The sequence below is a fragment of the Nocardia yamanashiensis NBRC 100130 genome (assembly GCF_001613325.1).
In the GTDB taxonomy this organism is placed as follows: domain Bacteria; phylum Actinomycetota; class Actinomycetes; order Mycobacteriales; family Mycobacteriaceae; genus Nocardia; species Nocardia yamanashiensis.
In genome coordinates this window covers 1-17,510 of the sequence record NZ_BDCD01000044.1, presented here as the reverse complement: position 1 = coordinate 17,510, position 17,510 = coordinate 1, and the positions used below count along the sequence as shown (strand labels likewise).

The 17,510-nt window shown below is 66.2% G+C and carries 19 protein-coding genes; 18 read left to right on the top strand and 1 reads right to left on the bottom strand.

Annotated features, from left to right (window positions below; translation table 11 throughout):
• Positions 1-65 precede the first annotated feature (65 nt).
• From NY1_RS37535 to NY1_RS37475, 13 genes are all read left to right on the top strand, one after another.
• Positions 66-806 (top strand): SDR family oxidoreductase, encoded by a 741-nt coding sequence (locus NY1_RS37535; RefSeq protein WP_067722107.1) that lies wholly within the window; start codon positions 66-68, stop codon positions 804-806.
• Positions 807-853: 47 nt separating this feature from the next.
• The gene (locus NY1_RS37530; RefSeq protein WP_067722105.1) at positions 854-1,861 is read left to right on the top strand and encodes an RNA polymerase subunit sigma-70; all 1,008 of its coding nucleotides are present in this window, start codon (positions 854-856) and stop codon (positions 1,859-1,861) included.
• 170 nt (positions 1,862-2,031) lie between these two features.
• Positions 2,032-2,697 (top strand): L-threonylcarbamoyladenylate synthase, encoded by a 666-nt coding sequence (locus tag NY1_RS37525; protein WP_067722103.1) that lies wholly within the window; start codon positions 2,032-2,034, stop codon positions 2,695-2,697.
• Positions 2,698-2,708: 11 nt separating this feature from the next.
• On the top strand, positions 2,709-3,902 hold the full coding sequence (locus NY1_RS37520; protein ID WP_067722101.1) for an MraY family glycosyltransferase: 1,194 nt from the start codon (positions 2,709-2,711) through the stop codon (positions 3,900-3,902).
• 11 nt (positions 3,903-3,913) lie between these two features.
• Positions 3,914-4,342 (top strand): Cg1360 family ATP-synthase-associated protein, encoded by a 429-nt coding sequence (locus NY1_RS37515; RefSeq protein WP_067722099.1) that lies wholly within the window; start codon positions 3,914-3,916, stop codon positions 4,340-4,342.
• 365 nt (positions 4,343-4,707) lie between these two features.
• Positions 4,708-5,487, top strand: coding sequence for a F0F1 ATP synthase subunit A (atpB, locus tag NY1_RS37510; protein ID WP_501193566.1), 780 nt, complete (start codon positions 4,708-4,710; stop codon positions 5,485-5,487).
• 72 nt (positions 5,488-5,559) lie between these two features.
• Positions 5,560-5,805: an ATP synthase F0 subunit C gene (locus NY1_RS37505; RefSeq protein WP_067722095.1), complete on the top strand. Its 246-nt coding sequence runs from the start codon at positions 5,560-5,562 to the stop codon at positions 5,803-5,805.
• 28 nt (positions 5,806-5,833) lie between these two features.
• Positions 5,834-6,391, top strand: coding sequence for a F0F1 ATP synthase subunit B (locus NY1_RS37500; protein WP_067722093.1), 558 nt, complete (start codon positions 5,834-5,836; stop codon positions 6,389-6,391).
• 19 nt (positions 6,392-6,410) lie between these two features.
• A complete protein-coding gene (locus tag NY1_RS37495) occupies positions 6,411-7,223 on the top strand; it encodes a F0F1 ATP synthase subunit delta (RefSeq protein ID WP_067722091.1) in 813 nt (270 codons plus the stop codon).
• A gap of 69 nt (positions 7,224-7,292) precedes the next feature.
• Positions 7,293-8,933 (top strand): F0F1 ATP synthase subunit alpha, encoded by a 1,641-nt coding sequence (gene atpA / locus NY1_RS37490; protein ID WP_067722089.1) that lies wholly within the window; start codon positions 7,293-7,295, stop codon positions 8,931-8,933.
• A gap of 55 nt (positions 8,934-8,988) precedes the next feature.
• A complete protein-coding gene (locus NY1_RS37485) occupies positions 8,989-9,960 on the top strand; it encodes a F0F1 ATP synthase subunit gamma (protein WP_067722087.1) in 972 nt (323 codons plus the stop codon).
• 17 nt (positions 9,961-9,977) lie between these two features.
• Positions 9,978-11,420 (top strand): F0F1 ATP synthase subunit beta, encoded by a 1,443-nt coding sequence (gene atpD / locus NY1_RS37480; RefSeq protein ID WP_067722085.1) that lies wholly within the window; start codon positions 9,978-9,980, stop codon positions 11,418-11,420.
• A gap of 6 nt (positions 11,421-11,426) precedes the next feature.
• Positions 11,427-11,804: a F0F1 ATP synthase subunit epsilon gene (locus NY1_RS37475; RefSeq protein WP_067722083.1), complete on the top strand. Its 378-nt coding sequence runs from the start codon at positions 11,427-11,429 to the stop codon at positions 11,802-11,804.
• 77 nt (positions 11,805-11,881) lie between these two features.
• Here NY1_RS37475 and NY1_RS37470 read toward each other — a convergent pair whose 3' ends face one another.
• Positions 11,882-12,970, bottom strand: a complete 1,089-nt coding sequence (locus NY1_RS37470; protein ID WP_067722081.1) for an NAD(P)-dependent alcohol dehydrogenase — start codon at positions 12,968-12,970, stop codon at positions 11,882-11,884.
• Between the two features lie 219 nt (positions 12,971-13,189).
• On the opposite strand from NY1_RS37470, the gene NY1_RS37465 reads away from it, so the two are divergent.
• From NY1_RS37465 to murA, 5 genes are all read left to right on the top strand, one after another.
• Positions 13,190-13,831, top strand: a complete 642-nt coding sequence (locus NY1_RS37465) for an MspA family porin (protein WP_067722079.1) — start codon at positions 13,190-13,192, stop codon at positions 13,829-13,831.
• A gap of 26 nt (positions 13,832-13,857) precedes the next feature.
• Positions 13,858-14,550, top strand: coding sequence for an MspA family porin (locus tag NY1_RS37460; protein ID WP_067722077.1), 693 nt, complete (start codon positions 13,858-13,860; stop codon positions 14,548-14,550).
• Positions 14,551-14,712: 162 nt separating this feature from the next.
• Positions 14,713-15,135 (top strand): DUF2550 domain-containing protein, encoded by a 423-nt coding sequence (locus NY1_RS37455; RefSeq protein WP_067722075.1) that lies wholly within the window; start codon positions 14,713-14,715, stop codon positions 15,133-15,135.
• A gap of 36 nt (positions 15,136-15,171) precedes the next feature.
• Positions 15,172-15,765 carry a cob(I)yrinic acid a,c-diamide adenosyltransferase gene (locus NY1_RS37450; protein ID WP_067722073.1) on the top strand — a complete coding sequence of 198 codons (594 nt, stop codon included), beginning with the start codon at positions 15,172-15,174 and terminating at the stop codon, positions 15,763-15,765.
• Between the two features lie 10 nt (positions 15,766-15,775).
• Positions 15,776-17,038 carry a UDP-N-acetylglucosamine 1-carboxyvinyltransferase gene (murA, locus tag NY1_RS37445; RefSeq protein WP_084536091.1) on the top strand — a complete coding sequence of 421 codons (1,263 nt, stop codon included), beginning with the start codon at positions 15,776-15,778 and terminating at the stop codon, positions 17,036-17,038.
• The last annotated feature ends 472 nt before the right edge of the window (positions 17,039-17,510 follow it).

Below are 17,510 nucleotides of genomic sequence, written 5' to 3'. Positions count from 1 at the left end.
GCGACGGATTCCGGGCGTGCGGGCGGTCTAGATATGGACCGACCCTCGAGCCCAGGGAGCTTCCGATGTCCGATCCCATCCAGTCCGCAGTCGTCACCGGTGCCGGGCGTGGCTTCGGCCGCGCCATCGCCGCCGCCCTCGTCACCGCCGGCGCCCAGGTCGTCGGCATCGCCCGCGACGAGAACCGGCTGCGCGCCGTACAAGCCGAGCTCGGCGCGAACTTCACCCCCGTCGCCGCCGACGCCACCGCGGAATCGCTCGCCGACAGCACGATTCGCGAGCACCGCCCGACCTTGCTGGTCCTCAATGCCGGGGTGGGCGCGCTCATGCGGCCTATCCAGGAGCAAACCTGGGACAGCTTCAGCCGCAACTGGAACACCGATACCCGGCACGTCTTCACCTGGACCCGGGCCGCCCTGCTGGCGCCCCTCGCACCGGGCAGCGTGGTCGTCTCGCTGTCCAGCGCCGCCGCGCTGCTCGGCTCGCCGTTGAGCGGCGGGTACGCCAGCGCCAAGCAGGCCATTCGCTATCTGCGCGGGTACGCGGCCGAGGAATCCGAGCGTGCCGGTCTCGGTATCCGCTTCGTCACCCTGCTGCCGCAATTGACGCCCGCCACCGACATGGGCGCAATGGCGGTGGCCGCCTATGCCGCCCGCACGGGTGTGGACACCGCCACCTTCGTCGAAGGCCTGACCCCGATCCTCACTCCCGACCAGATCGCCAAGACCGTGCTCGAGATCGCGGCCGATCCCGGCAGCGCCGCCGAGTACCGCGTCACCGGCGCGGGCGCGGAACCGCTCGGCTGAGCCCGGTGCCCGGACTACCGTGAATTCCTGACCAAGGGAGCCCCGCGATGGCATCGCTCGCCGAATTCGACACGCTGGCAGCAGGTTTCCGTCCGGAACTGCTGGCCCACTGTTATCGGCTGCTCGGCTCGATCCACGACGCCGAGGACCTCGTCCAAGAGACCTATCTGCGCGCCTGGCGCGGTTTCGAGAACTTCGAAGGCCGCTCCTCGGTGCGCCGCTGGCTCTACGCGATCGCCACGCGGGCCTGCCTGACCGCCCTGGAATCCCGGGCCCGCCGCCCGCTGCCCTCCGGCCTCGGCGCGCCGTCGGACGACCATCGCATCCGGGTCGGCGCGTGGGACACGACCGTCCCCTGGCTGCAGCCCGCCCCCGATGCCCGCCTGGGCATCCCGGATGCGACGACGGCGGCCGACCCGGCCGCCGTCGTGACCGCTCGCGCCGGCGTCCGCCTGGCCTTCGTGGCCGCTCTCCAACTCCTGCCCGCCCGCCAGCGCGCCGTCCTCACCCTGCGCGACGTACTCGCCTTCCGGACCACCGAGGTGGCCGAGATCCTCGATATGACCGCCGCGGCCGTCGACAGCGCCCTCCGGCGCGCCCGCACCCGCATGGCCGCGGCCGGACCGGTGCAGGATGACCTCGGAGAACCCGACGAGCAAGCGGTACGCGCCCTCCTCGACGACTACGTAGCCGCCTTCGAGACCTCCGACCCCGCCGCCCTCGTCACCCTCCTCCGCGCCGACGTCGAACTCGAAATGCCCCCCATCCCAACCTGGTTCACCGGCCGCCCCGCCGTGATCGGCTTCTTCACCGCCCGAGTCCTCCGCCCCGATACCTGGCGCATGCACCCCACCCGAGCCAACGGCCAACCCGCCCTCACCGTCTACCGCCGCACCCCCACCTCCCACTACACCCCCTACTGCGTCCAAGTCCTCACCCTCATCGGCCCCCACATCTCCCGCATAACCTCCTTCAACGACCCATCCCTCGTCCCAGCCTTCGACCCGCCGTCGATCGCCGAACAGCTGCAAAGTCCGCACTTCCGAGAATTTTGAAGTTCAAAGCCGGATCCCGCGAATCGCGATAGTCGTCCTCCTTTCCGCCCGAGGGGGTTCGGGGGCGAAGCCCCTGAGAGCTACGAGAGTTGTCCCCTCTCCACCCGAGGGGGTTCGGGGGCGAAGCCCCTGAGAGCTATGGAGAGTTCATCCGTGCCAAGATGTCTGCCGTGAGTACCGTCTACGACTGTGCCGATCCCGATTCGCGTGCCGCCGGGCTGAATGCGGCGCGGAGTGCGCTGAAGTCCGGGCGGCTGGCTGTCATTCCGACCGACACGCTCTACGGCCTCGCCGCCGACGCCTTCGACAGCCAGGCTGTCAGCGCGCTGCTGGCGGCCAAGCGGCGCGGCCGGGACATGCCGGTGCCGGTGCTGGTCGGTTCGTGGAACACCATCGACGGACTGGTGTTCTCGGTGCGCCCGCAGGCCCGCGAGCTGATCCGGGCATTCTGGCCGGGCGGCCTGAGTCTCGTTGTGCAGCAGGCGCCTTCGCTGGCGTGGGATCTGGGCGACGCGCGCGGGACGGTCATGCTGCGGATGCCGTTGCATCCGGTGGCCCTGGAACTGCTCAAGGAGGTCGGCCCGCTGGCGGTGTCGAGCGCGAACGTCTCGGGCCAGCCGCCCGCGACCACCGCGGACGAGGCCAAGGCGCAGCTGGGCGATCTGGTGAGCGTCTACCTGGACGGCGGGCCCGCCGATCACGCGGTCGCCTCGACCATCGTGGACCTGACTTCGGATTCGCCGCGCATTCTGCGCGAGGGCGCGATCCCGGCGGAGAAGGTCGCGGAGGTCCTCGGCATGTCGCCGGAGGAACTCCGGGAGCCGGGCACGCGGTGACGGCCCGATAGATGCTGCTGAGTCAGGGCGTTTTCAGCCAGGGTGCGGTCGTCCCGCTGCGGGAGCTGCTGCTGGTGCTGCTGGTCGCCTCGGTGATCACCTATCTGGTGGGCGGCGGCGTGCGCTCGCTGGCCATCGGGTTCGGCGCGGTCGCCGTCCCGCGTGAGCGCGACGTGCACGTGAAGCCGATTCCGCGGATGGGCGGTGTGGGCATCTATCTGGGTGTGCTGGCCGCGGTCGCCTTCGCGCACCAATTGCCCGCCCTGCGGCGCGGATTCGAATATCCGAAGGACATTCCGGCCGTGCTGGCGGCCAGCACTCTGATCGTGCTGGTCGGCATCATCGACGACCGCTGGGGCCTGGACGCGCTCACCAAGTTCGTCGGACAGGTCACCGCCGCGGGCGTGATGGCCGTGATGGGCCTGAGTTGGGTGGCGATCTACAACCCCTTTACCAACGAAACCGTGGTGCTCGATCCGCTGCAGGGCGGCCTGGTTACCGTCGGGATCACGGTCACCATGATCAATGCCATGAATTTCGTGGACGGCCTGGACGGCTTGGCCGCGGGCCTGGGATTCATCGCCTCGGTGGCCGTGTTCGTGTTCACGGTCGGCCTGCTCTACGAAGTCGGCGGCGCCACCGACACCTATCCGCCGGCGTTGCTGGCCGCCGCGCTGGCCGGTGGCTGTCTCGGATTTCTGCCGCACAATTTTCAGCCCGCAAAAATATTCATGGGCGATTCCGGCTCGATGCTCATCGGTTTGATGCTCGCCGCGGTCTCCACCGGCGCTTCGGGCCGAATTCCGCTGCAGGGTTACGGCCCGCGCGACATCGTGGGTCTGCTGTCGCCTTTGTTGCTGGTGGGGGCGGTGATGTTCATTCCCGTTCTCGATCTTGTAATGGCCATCGTGCGCCGCGTCCGCGCGGGTGTGAGTTTTTCCACTCCGGACAAAATGCATCTGCATCACCGCCTGCTGCAGATCGGCCATTCCCATCGCCGGGTGGTCTTGTTGATCTACTTGTGGGTGAGCGTGCTGGCATTCGGCGCGGTCGGCACCTCGCTGATGGATCGCACGCTGGTGGTGCTGTTGTTCGCGGCCGGACTGGTTTTCGCGCTGATCGTCACCGCCGTCCCGTCCTGGCGGGAACTGAGCGCGCGCGCCGGGCGTAAACCGCCGCCCGGCCCGGAATCCGCCGCCGGGTAAAGTGGCCGAACGTGAGCACGCCTTCCGATTCCCATCCCGATGCCCCGCTCCGCGCGGCGCTGCGCTATGGCATTGCCGGTTTGGCTGTGCTGGTGGTGATTTCGGCGATTCTGTCGTCGATCTTCGCCGGTCTCCCCGGTCTCTGGGGCGCCCTGATCGGTTCCGCCATCGGCGGCGGTTTCATCCTGACGACCGCGGCTTCGGTGCTGTTCAGCGCCAAGATCGAATCGGGTTTGCAGGGCGTCGTGCTGCTCGGTAGCTGGGTCGGCAAGCTGCTGGTCGCCGTGATCGTGGTCGCGGTGCTGCAGAACTACGACTTCTACAGCCGCCCCGCCCTGTTCCTGACCGTCGTCGGCGCCCTGCTGGTGGTGCTCGGCGCGGAGACGTATGGCCTTCTGCGCCACAAGGTTCCGTACGTTCAGGTCGACCGCGACCTGTAGCCATCGGCCGGCAAACCGAGGCCCTGCGACACAGTTCACCGCGAGTTTCCGCGACCCCCTACACGTTGTCGTAGATAACTTGATAAACTCTTTACCTGTAGCCAACCGAATCAACAGGGGGGGTCACCTGAGACCCGCCTGAGAGCAGGTTATGCTTACAGCCGTACCGGACCCATCGGGTCACGGTTCTGCACCGTCGACGATGTCGCCGACGCGCGTACAGACGCCCCGGGCCATGCCCGAACAGCTGCTGACGAACTTCGAGCCGACCTGAGTCGACCCACCAGATCGTCAATGTCCGATCGAACCGCAGGAGAAAACTATCTTCTGCGGCCCGAACACGGGAGAGAACGCTGAGCGTCACCATTTTGGCGGGCGAGTTCCACGCGCCGTCGCTTAACGACTTCTTCCCTCCAGCTGTGCTGTTCGAGGGGACGCCGTTCGAGCTCGACCGTCTGATGCTCATTCGCATCCTGATGTCGGCCGTGCTGCTGGCTTTCATGTTCCTTGCATTCCGGAGTCCGAAACTGGTTCCCCGGGGTCTGCAGAACGTCGCGGAAACCGGTCTGGTGTTCGTGCGGGAACAGATTTGCGATGAAGTCCTGGGCAAGGAATCCGGAAAGAAGTTCTTCCCGCTCATCGCGTCGATCTTCTTCACGGTCCTGTTCCTGAACATCTCGGGTGTCATTCCGGGCCTGAATATCTCGTCCAACGCGCGAATCGGTATGCCGTTGGTCCTGGCCGTCGTCGCCTACGTCACCTTCAACTACGTGGGTATCAAGAAGTACGGCTTCCTGAAGTACATGCGCTCGAGCATCGTGGTGCCGAATGTGCCGCCTGCCCTGCACGTGCTGCTGATCCCGATCGAGTTCATCTCGACCTTCCTGCTGCGTCCGTTCACGCTCACCGTCCGTCTCATGGCGAACATGCTGGCCGGCCACATCATGTTGGTGCTGTTCTTCAGTGCCACCCAGTTCTTCCTGTTCGATGCCGCCAACTGGATGAAGGTGTTCTCGCCGTTCTCGCTGCTCGCGGGCTTCGGCTTCACCCTCTTCGAGCTGCTGGTGGTCTTCCTGCAGGCGTACGTGTTCGCGCTGCTGACCGCTGTGTACATCGGTCTCGCGCAGCACGCTGACTCTCACTGACCGACCGGTACCAACACCAAATCTGCTACACGCGCCATCGGCGGGTGGGCGACAGAAAGGGAATAAACACAAATGAGCACCCTCGCGTACCTGGCCCAGGAAGCCGTTGAGACCAAGGCCAAGGGCTACGGCGCCATCGGTTACGGCCTCGCTGCGATTGGCCCCGGCATCGGCGTCGGCATCGTCGTCGGCAAGGCCATCGAGGGCATCGCCCGTCAGCCCGAGCTGCAGGGCCAGATCCGGACCACCATGTTCCTGGGTATCGCGTTCACCGAAGCCCTGGCGCTGATCGGTCTCGTCGCCGGCTTCATTTTCTGATTCCGGCTCCCAAGACTAGGAATCGACGATGAACAGCACTTACTTGCTCGCGGCTGAGGGGGCCGAAGAAGTCAACCCCCTCATCCCCGAGGTGTATGACATTTTCTGGTCTGCCGTCGTCTTCATCGTTATCGCTTTCGCTTTCGCCAAGTACGTCGTCCCGCGCCTGACCAAGGTGCTGGACGAGCGCTCGGAGAAGATCGAGGGCGGCATCAAGAAGGCCGAGGCCGTGCAGGCCGAGGCGCAGGCGACCCTGCAGCAGTACCAGGAGCAGCTGGCCGAGGCTCGCCTCGAGGCTGCCCGGATCCGCGAAGAGGCCCGTACGCAGGGCCAGCAGATCCTCGCTCAGATGCGCACCGAGGCTCAGGCCGAGGCCGACCGCATCGTCGCCGCGGGTCACTCCCAGCTGGAGGCTCAGCGCCAGCAGATCGTGACCGAGCTGCGGTCCGAACTGGGCCGTACCGCGGTCGACCTGGCCGAGAAGATCATCGGTCAGTCGGTGGCCGACGAGGCCAAGCAGGCGGCGTCGATCGACCGGTTCCTGGCGGAACTGGATTCGAACGCCGGCATCGGGGTCGGAAGGTAACGAACCGAAAGTGGGAAGCATGTACGCAGCGAGCCGCGAGGCGAGCTCCCGTGCGCGGGAAGCTCTTCGGGCCGCTCTGACCGGAAGCGACACCGTCGCGGCCACGACGGGCTCCGAACTGTTCGCCGTTGTCGCCGTACTCGACGACCAGCGCTCGCTGCGTGTGGCGCTCGCGGATAAGTCGGTGTCGAGCTCGGCCCGTGCCGAGCTCGCCGAACGCGTGTTCGGCGGCAAGATCAGCGGGACCACCCAGGCGGTGCTGACCACCGCGGTGGCCCAGGACTGGTCGCGGGCTCGCGACCTGGTCGACACGCTGGTGCTGCTCGGCCGCGAAGCCCTGCTGCGCGCCGCGGAGGATCGCGGTCGCCTGGGCGCCGTCGAGGACGAGCTGTTCCGGCTGGGCCGGATCGTCGAGGACAACCCCGCGCTGGAGCAGGCGCTGACCGATCACGGCAAGCCGGTCTCGGCCAAGCGTGAACTGGTGCAGCGTCTGCTCGCGGGCAAGGTCGAGGACATCACCCTGGAACTCGTGCAGCAGGCCGTGGCCCGCAGCAAGAAGGGTGATATCGGCGACGCCTTCGACGCCCTGTCCGACCTGGCCGCGTCGCTCCGGGAGCAGATCGTGGCGCACGTGCGCGCCGCGGTGGCCCTGACGCCGCAGCAGCGGGAGCAGCTGGCTGCCTCGTTGCAGCGCATCTACGACAAGCCGATCACGGTGCACGTGCAGGAAGACCCGAGCCTGCTGGCCGGCGTCGTCGTGCGCGTGGGCGACGACCTGATCGACGGCAGCGCCGTCGGCCGGCTGCAGCGCTTGCGCCAGTCTCTCGCTTAAGAGACGCCCGGCCGCTGAAAAGCGCATAAACACACCGACATTCGAGACCACAGCGAGAGCAGGAAGAACATGGCGGAGCTGACGATCTCCCCCGATGAGATCCGTAGCGCGATCGAGAGCTACACCCAGAGCTACACCCCCGAGACCTCCATCGAAGAGATCGGTGTCGTCACCGACACCGGCGACGGTATCGCCCACATCAGTGGCCTGCCGTCCGCGATGGCCAACGAGCTCCTGGAGTTCCCGGGCGGCGTCCTCGGCGTGGCGCTGAACCTGGAGGACACCGAGATCGGTGCCGTCATCCTGGGTGAGTTCGACACCATCGAAGAGGGCCAGCAGGTCCGTCGTACCGGCGACGTGCTCTCGGTCCCGGTCGGCGACAAGTTCCTCGGTCGCGTGATCAACCCGCTGGGCGCCCCCATCGACGGCCTCGGCGAGATCGAGGCCGACGAGCGTCGCGTGCTCGAGCTGCAGGCCGCCACCGTGCTGGAGCGCCAGCCCGTCGGCGAGCCGATGGCCACCGGCATCACCGCCATCGACGCCCTGACCGCGATCGGCCGCGGCCAGCGTCAGCTGGTCATCGGTGACCGCAAGACCGGCAAGACCGCGGTCTGCATCGACGCGATCATCAACCAGAAGGCCAACTGGGCCACCGGCGATCCGTCGAAGCAGGTGCGCTGCATCTACGTCGCGATCGGCCAGAAGGGCTCCACCATCGCGGGCGTGAAGGCCGCGCTGGAGGCCCACGGTGCGATGGAGTACACCACCATCGTCGCGGCCCCCGCGTCCGACTCCGCCGGCTTCAAGTGGCTGGCGCCGTACACCGGTTCGGCCCTGGGCCAGCACTGGATGTACGACGGCAAGCACGTCCTGATCGTGTTCGACGACCTGTCGAAGCAGGCCGAGGCCTACCGCGCCATCTCGCTGCTGCTGCGTCGCCCGCCGGGCCGCGAGGCGTACCCGGGTGACGTCTTCTACCTGCACTCGCGTCTGCTGGAGCGTTGCGCCAAGCTGTCCGACGCGCTGGGCGCGGGCTCGATGACCGGTCTGCCGATCATCGAGACCAAGGCCAACGACGTCTCGGCGTTCATCCCGACCAACGTCATCTCCATCACCGACGGCCAGGTGTTCCTGGAGTCGGACCTCTTCAACAAGGGTGTCCGCCCGGCCATCAACGTCGGTATCTCGGTGTCCCGAGTCGGTGGCGCCGCGCAGACCAAGGCCATGAAGAAGGTCTCGGGCTCGCTGCGTCTGGAGCTGGCCTCCTACCGTGAGCTGGAGGCGTTCTCCGCGTTCGCTTCCGACCTCGATGCCGCGTCGCTGGCGCAGCTGGAGCGCGGCGCGCGCTGGGTCGAGCTGCTCAAGCAGGACCAGTACGCCCCGGTTTCCGTTGAGGACCAGGTCGTTTCGCTGTTCCTGGTCGACGGCGGCTACTACGACTCGGTGCCGGTCGCCGACGTGCGTCGCTTCAACTCGGAGCTGCTGGAGAACCTGCACGCCACCGTGCAGTCCTCCTTCGACGCCCTGCAGGGCGGCGCGAAGGTGCTCGAGGGCGAGGCCGCCGACGCCATCAAGGCCGCGACCGACAAGTTCAAGCAGGGCTTCCTGGCTTCCGACGGCAGCCGTGTCGTCAACGAGGCCGCCGCGGGCCAGCTGGACCACGAAGAGGTCGAGTCCCTTTCCGTCACCCGCAAGCACGTCGAGAAGTAATCGAGACTGCTATGCGACTGACCGAATCGACGAATGAAGGGAGGCTGGACCGCTAATGCCAAGCGTGCGTGAACTTCGCTCCCGAATTCGCTCCGTGAGCTCGATCAAGAAGATCACCAAGGCGCAGGAGCTGATCGCGACTTCGCGAATCAGCAAGGCGCAGGCCCGCGTTGCCGCGGCCAAGCCCTACGCCGAGGAGATCACCAAGGTACTGGCCGAATTGGCCAGTGCCAGCGGCAATCTCTCGCACCCGCTGCTGACCGAGCGTGAGAACCCGCGTCGCGCAGCGATTCTGGTCATCACCTCCGACCGCGGTATGTGCGGTGGTTACAACTCCAACGTGCTCAAGCGCGCCGAGGAGCTCGTCACCACCCTGCGTTCCGAGGGCAAAGAGCCGGTGATCTACGTGATGGGCTCGAAGGGCCTGACCTACTACAACTTCCGTAAGCGTGCCGTGAACGGATCTTGGACCGGGTTCTCCCAGACGCCCAACTACGCGGACGCGTCCGCGGCGTGCAACCACCTGGTGGAGGCCTTCATGGCCGGCGCCGACGGCGAGGTTCCCGCGCCGGACGGCGAGGGCACCATGGCCGGCGTCGACGAACTGCACATCGTCTACACGCGTTTCGTGTCGATGCTGTCGCAGCAGCCGGAGGTTCGCCGGCTGGCCCCGATCCAGGTCAGCTACGTGGACGAGAACTACGAGCTCGGTCCGGACAGCTTCACCGATTCGAACGAGGCTGTGCTGACCGCGCAGTACGAGTTCGAGCCGGATGCGGATCGCCTGCTGGGCGCGCTGCTGCCGAAGTACGTCAACACCCGGATCTACTCGTCGCTGCTCGACGCGGCGGCATCGGAGTCGGCTGCGCGCCGCACCGCCATGAAGGCCGCAACGGATAACGCTACGGATCTGGTGAACAGCCTGACCCGTACCGCGAACTCCTTGCGCCAGGCACAGATTACGCAGGAAATCACGGAAATCGTCGGTGGCGCCAACGCGCTGGCGTCGAGCTCGGACCGCGACTAGGCCCAGGAAGAGAACCAATGACCGCAGCTGTCAGCAACGAAACCCGGGTTGGCGCCGGCACCGGCCGCGTCTCCCGTGTCATCGGCCCCGTCGTGGACGTCGAGTTCCCGCGCGGGTCGATCCCTGATCTGTACAACGCCCTCAACGTGGACATCGCGCTCCCGTCGGTGGCCAAGACCCTGACCCTCGAGGTCGCGCAGCACCTGGGCGACAACATCGTCCGCACCATCTCCATGCAGCCGACCGACGGTCTGGTGCGTGGCGTGGAGGTCCGCGACACCGGCAAGCCGATCTCGGTGCCCGTCGGTGACATCGTCAAGGGCCACGTGTTCAACGCCCTCGGCGACTGCCTGGACACCCCGGGCCTCGGCCGTGACGGCGAGCAGTGGGGCATCCACCGTCAGCCGCCCGCCTTCGATCAGCTCGAGGGCAAGACCGAGATCCTCGAGACCGGCATCAAGGTCATCGACCTGCTGACCCCGTACGTCAAGGGCGGCAAGATCGGTCTGTTCGGTGGCGCCGGCGTCGGCAAGACCGTGCTGATCCAGGAGATGATCACCCGTATCGCTCGCGAGTTCTCCGGCACCTCGGTGTTCGCGGGCGTCGGTGAGCGTACCCGTGAGGGCACCGACCTCCACCTGGAAATGGAAGAGATGGGCGTCCTCCAGGACACCGCCCTCGTCTTCGGCCAGATGGACGAGCCGCCGGGCACCCGTATGCGCGTCGCCCTGTCGGCCCTGACCATGGCGGAGTACTTCCGCGATGTGCAGAACCAGGACGTGTTGCTCTTCATCGACAACATCTTCCGGTTCACCCAGGCCGGCTCCGAGGTCTCGACCCTGCTGGGTCGTATGCCCTCGGCCGTGGGTTACCAGCCCACCCTGGCGGACGAGATGGGTCAGCTCCAGGAGCGCATCACCTCGACCCGTGGCCGTTCGATCACCTCCATGCAGGCGATCTACGTCCCCGCCGACGACTACACCGACCCCGCGCCGGCCACCACCTTCGCGCACTTGGACGCCACCACCGAGCTTTCGCGTCCGATTTCGCAGAAGGGCATCTACCCGGCCGTGGACCCGCTGTCCTCGACCTCTCGTATCCTCGAGGCGTCGATCGTCGGCGAGCGTCACTTCCGGGTGGCCAACGAGGTCAAGCGAATCCTGCAGAAGTACAAGGAACTTCAGGACATCATCGCCATCCTCGGCATGGACGAGCTCTCCGAAGAGGACAAGGTCCTCGTCGGCCGCGCCCGTCGTCTGGAGAAGTTCCTCGGCCAGAACTTCATCGTGGCCGAGAAGTTCACCGGTCAGCCGGGTTCGGTCGTGCCGCTGGAGCAGACCATCGACGACTTCGATCGCGTCTGCAAGGGCGAGTTCGACCACCTGCCGGAGCAGGCGTTCAACTCCTGCGGTGGCCTGGATGACGTCGAGGCTGCTGCGAAGAAGATCCTCGGGAAGTAGTCACCCATGGCAGATATGTCCGTTGATCTGGTCGCCGTCGAGCGACTGCTGTGGTCGGGCCGGGCGAAGTTCGTCTCGGCGCAGACCACGGAAGGTGAGATCGGCATTCTCGCGGGTCACGAGCCGCTGCTCGGCCAGCTGGTCGAGGCCGGGACCGTGACCATCGTGTCGGACAACGACGAGCGCATCGTCGCGGCCGTGCACGGCGGGTTCTTCTCGGTCACCGGCACTTCGGTGCGCGTGCTCGCGGAGTCCGCTGATTTCTCCGACGACATCGACGAGGCCGCGGCCAAGGCCGTGCTCGCCGATGCCGACGCCTCGCCGGCGGCGCTGGCGAAGGCGCAGGGGCAGATCCGTGCCCTCGAGAAGGCGGCTTCGGCCTAGCCTTTCTCGCTAGAGCGAAAAAGCGGCGGCCCCGGGGAATTCCCCGGGGCCGCCGCCTTTTTCGTGCTGCGGGCCGATCAGAAGGTCAGGATCGGCTTGATCGTGGTGCCGTGGTGGGCGTCGTCACAGGCCTGGTTGACGTCTTCGAATTTGTAGGTCTTGCTGATCTTCTCGATGGGGAACTTGCCCTCGCGATGCCATTGCAAGAGCTGGGGGATGAACTTCTGCGGATCCGTGGAGCCCTCGATGCAGCCGCGAATTGCCTTGCCGTTTCCGGTGAGATGTCCGATCTCGACATTCATGGTGGCTTCACCGAGGCCGACGAGCACGAGCGTGCCCATGGGGGCGAGGGCTTCCAGGCCCTTGGCGATGACCGCGTTGAGTGCGGTGGTGTCGAGCGCGAAATTCGCCCCGCCGTTCGTCGCGGCGATCACCTGAGCCACCACATCCTCGGCCGCGCCATCGATGGTGACGTCCGCCCCGAGCTCCTTGGCCACCGCCAGGCGGTCAGCCGAAAGATCCACCGCGACAATCGTTCCGACGCCGATCGCGCGGGCAGCCATGAGCGCCGCCATACCGACGCCACCCACGCCGAAAATGGCGATGGAGTCTTCGGGCCCCGGCTTCATGACATTCGCGACCGCACCCGCACCGGTCTGTACGCCGCACCCGAACGGCGCTGTCGCCACCAGATCCACACTCTCGTCAACCACGACGATGCAACGCGCGGGGACCAAGGCGTGGGTGGCGAAACTCGACTGCCCGAAGAACGAGCCCATCACCCGTTCCCCATTGACGCTCAGCGCGGAAGTGAAATCCGATCGACCGCCCGAAGTGTTCAGAATGACGAAATTCTCGCAGTACGGCGGAAGCCCGTTCGTGCAGCGTGAACACGTACCGCAACTGGCGTACGTCATCAGTACGTGATCGCCGACCGCGATGCCGGTTACCTCCGAGCCAATCGCCTCGACGATGCCCGCGCCTTCATGTCCGACCACGATCGGCAATTCGGCGGGGAACACGCTCTTGGTCACCAGATCGGTGTGACACACCCCGGTCGCGACCAGGCGAACCAGCACTTCACCGGCTCGCGGTTCTTCCATCGTCACGTTCTCCAGCGAGAACGGCGCTGCCGCGCCACGGGCGACCGCTGCGGTAATTTCCACGGAATCTCCTCCAACACATCCGAATTGTCCGGAGCATAAGAACATGTTCCAGTTGTGGGACATGCCCTATCCCACTGAGTGGGCCGGGGACTAGACGTGTGGTTAAATGCTCTCGCCGGTATCCGGATGTGATCTGAAGCATCCGGCAAAGCCATGGCAATTCCAGCGTTTTCAGCTTTGCCTCATGCGATGCACATCTGCACGACGAGCGAGGGGTTGATGAGCGGGCTTCGAATTGGCAAGTGGGGCGTGGCGGTCGTAGCCGCCGTGGCCCTCGGTTTCCTCTCACCGGGCGCGGCGAACGCGGATACGTGGGTCCCGCTGCCGGACGGTCACATCGAGCGCGCGGGCGTCAAGCTCACGAGTGTCGGTGAGCGCGCGATCATTTCGCCGTCGCTCGCGGCCAACGGCGCGGGCCGCACCTCCTGGGTGACCGGCAATGTGATCGCCGAGGTGGACACCCCGGACGGCACGGTCGGCCCCAACAACGGCCCGAAGAATTTCCCGGGCACCAATAATTCGGGCACTCACGGGTCGTCCAACCTCACCACCGGATACATCGTCGGCTGTCAGGTGAACCTGGGCGTGCTGAGCGCGAACTCGTCGTTCGCCCTGAGCCTGACGCCCACCATCGCGGGCGGGTTCAGCTTCCCGATCTCGCCGGGACAGGTGGTCTGGGTGGCGATCAACAACATCGAGCTGGTCAAGAGCGGCACCTACACCATCAACTACCAGGACGTCCCGATGGAGATCCAGGGCTGCGGCGGTTACGCGCAGGCCCGGCAGGTCTCCGTGGTCGAGATCATCGGCACCGATTACGCCAAGGTCAGCCTCTACGGTCAGCCGTTCAGCATCGGCTGACGGATCCACTTCTAGGGAGGGATCGTATGTACGGCAAGGGAATTCGCGTCCGCGGCGGCCGGGTCCTGGGTGTCGCGCTGGCCGCGGCGCTGGCGTTCGGGCTGGGTCCGGCGGACGTGGCGCGGGCGGACACCTTCGTTCCGCTGCCGGGCGCGGCCATCAGCCGGACGCTCGGCGACGGCACCGTCATGACGGTCCGGATCACGGAGGAATCGGCGAACATCAGCGGTTCCATGGGCAGTACGCCGATGCACCGCAATGTGTGGACCTCGGCGCGCGCCACCATCGATCTGGACGGACCGACCGCGTCGTCGGCCACCATCAAGATCAGCCCCGGCTATATCGTCGGCTGCCAGGTGGACATCGGCTCCTTCTCGCCGAGCGAGAACGCCAGCGAGCAGGCGACCATCGGCCAGAGCGGGATCACGCCGGGCCTGCCGACCGAGACCATGGGCGCGGGCATCACGCTCGGGCCCGGGCAGGCCAAGGCGCTGCTGATGCTCGATCTGGAGAAGCCGGACGACTACGGCCAGGAGTCGCACAAGCGCTACAACAAGGTGCCCGGCCCGCACGCCGGGGTCACCTGGGTGGACGAGACCTTCGCCGTGGACGGCTGCGGCGGGTACGCCCAGGCGCGGTCGTTCGTCGCCGCCGAAGTCGACAGCACGTACTACATCGGCAACCTGGTGCTCTACGGCCAGCCGTTCAGCATCGGGTGATCGACCCCGTTCCCTGAACAGGGCATACGTCACATTCGGTGGATGGTCGGGACCTCCGCTCGCGCGGTCGCTAGGATCGAGCGAACGGGTCCCGGCCTACCGGCCGATACGGACCCGACAGCGCGGTAGAAGTGAAGGGACGGACCAGCATTGCGGACCGGGATGGTTGTGCTGATCATTCTGGTGGTGCTGCTTGTCGGTTTGGCCTTGGCCTCGACATATCGCCTCGTCATGCTTCGTCGCGGCGGCACCGCCGCCTTGATGCGCGTCATGCCGGCCCGCGGGCACGGCGGCGGCTGGCGGCACGGCCTGATCCGCTACGACGAGGATCAGCTGGTCTTCTACAAACTCTCGAGCCTGAAACTCGGCCCGGACTCCACCCTGCGCCGCCTGACCGTCGAGGTCGGCAAGCGGCGCTCCCCGGACGGCGACGAGTACGACATCATGACCGACGAGCTCATCATCGAACTGTCCGACGGTGACGGCAGCTTCGAGGTCGCGCTGGATCGCGGCGCCCTGGTCTCCCTGCTCTCCTGGGTGGAATCCCGCCCCTCGGAACGTATCCGCCGCCGCCGCGCGAGCTGACTCCCCAGTGTTCGCGGGCCCGGTTAGTGTGAACCCGTGAGTGTGCATCTGACGAGGATCTATACCCGGACCGGCGATGACGGTACGACGGGATTGAGTGATTTCTCCAGAGTTGCCAAGACCGATCCGCGGCTGATCGCGTACGCGGATTGCGATGAGACCAATGCGGCGCTGGGAGTCGCCATCGCGCTCGGGCAGCCGGACGATCGCATTCTCGGTGTGCTGCGTTCCATACAGAACGACCTCTTCGACGCCGGCGCCGATCTCTCCACGCCCGTCGTCGCGGACCCCAAGTACCCGCCGCTGCGCATCACCCAGCCCTATATCGATCGCCTGGAGAAGTGGTGCGACGAGTTCAATGAGCCTCTGCCGCCGTTGAATTCGTTCATCCTGCCCGGCGGCACCCCGCTCGCCGCCCTCCTGCACACCGCGCGCACCGTCGCGCGACGCGCCGAACGCTCCGCCTGGGCCGCCGTCGCCGAACATCCGGACGACACCAGCGTGCTGCCCGCCAAATACCTCAATCGCCTGTCGGATCTGCTGTTCATCCTCAGCCGTGTCGCCAATCCCGACGGCGACATCCTCTGGCGCCCGGGCGGAGAAGCCACGGGGGAGGGTGAGGGCCATTAGGCTGACTGCCGTGAGTGAACGGTTTCTGGTGACCGGGGGCAGCAGGCTCGTCGGTGAGGTCGCGGTGGGCGGCGCGAAGAACAGCGTCCTCAAGCTGATGGCCGCCGCGCTGCTGGCCGAGGGTACGACCACCATCACCAACTGCCCGGACATCCTCGATGTGCCGTTGATGGCGGACGTGCTGCGCGGTCTCGGCTGCGATGTGACGGTGGCGGGCGCCACGGTCACCATCGTGACGCCGCCGGAACCCAAGTACCACGCGGACTTCCCGGCGGTCACCCAGTTCCGCGCCTCGGTGTGCGTGCTCGGTCCGCTCATGGCGCGGTGCAAGCGCGCGGTCGTCGCGCTGCCCGGCGGCGACGCCATTGGTTCGCGTCCCCTCGATATGCATCAGCAGGGACTGCGGCTGCTCGGCGCGACCAGCGAAATCGAGCACGGCTGCCTGGTGGCGCGTGCCGAGGAGCTGCAGGGCGCGCGCATCCGCCTCGACTTCCCGTCGGTGGGCGCGACCGAGAACATCCTGATGGCCGCGGTGCTCGCCGACGGTGAGACGGTCATCGACAATGCCGCACGCGAGCCGGAGATCGTCGACCTCTGCAACATGCTCGTCCAGATGGGCGCGCAGATCGCCGGCGCGGGCACCTCGGTGCTGACCGTGCAGGGCGTGGACAAGCTCTCGCCCACCACCCACCGCGTGATCGGCGACCGCATCGTCGCCGCCACCTGGGGTATCGCCGCCGCCATGACGCAGGGCGATGTGCGGGTCACCGGTATCAACCCCAAGCACCTGTCCCTGGTGCTGGACAAGCTGCGCTCCGCGGGCGCGCGAATCTCCTTCGAGCCGGACGGTTTCCGGGTGGTGCAGTCGGATCGCCCTCGCGCGGTGAACTTCTCGACCCTGCCGTTCCCGGGTTTCCCCACCGATCTGCAGCCCATGGCCATCGGCCTGGCCGCGATCGCGGACGGCACCTCGATGATCACCGAGAACATTTTCGAAGCGCGCTTCCGCTTCGTGGAAGAGATGATCCGGCTGGGCGCCGATGCGCGCACCGACGGGCATCACGCTGTGGTGCGCGGGATTCCGCGGCTGTCCAGCGCGCCGGTCTGGTCCTCCGACATTCGCGCCGGCGCCGGACTCGTACTCGCCGGTCTGGTCGCCGACGGGGTCACCGAAGTCCACGATGTCTTCCATATCGACCGGGGCTACCCGGATTTCGTGGAGAACCTGCGCTCGCTCGGGGCCGAGATCGAACGGGTCGGAACCGCCGACTGAACAACAGGTGTCGGGACGTGTTCGCGAAAACCCCTCCTGAACAGGCGATTTGACATGCGAACAACCAACACGTAACTTATTCCAGGTCAGAGCGACACGGACACCGACCCGGAGCCGAGAGGCCAGGGACACGAGGTTGGACGGCGAGCGCCTGATGATCACATCAGCTTCACCCGAACAGCGGATTTGGTTCTGCTGAAAGGGTTGAGCTAAGCTTCACCAGCAAGAAACAAGCAGCCTCACCGACTAGCCGGTTCAAACCGGGGATGTTGGTGTGTGCGTGTGTTCTTTGAGAACTCAATAGTGTGTCGATGAATGTCAGTGCCAAATATTTAATTTGGTTCCGGCCTCACACCCCCCGTGTGATGGGGCTGGACATTTAGTCAGCAAATACTTTTTGCTGGCGTTTGATTTTGCCAAGGTTTTCGGACTCTGGTTAATTCTTCCGATTACATCCGCAAGGATGGATTCG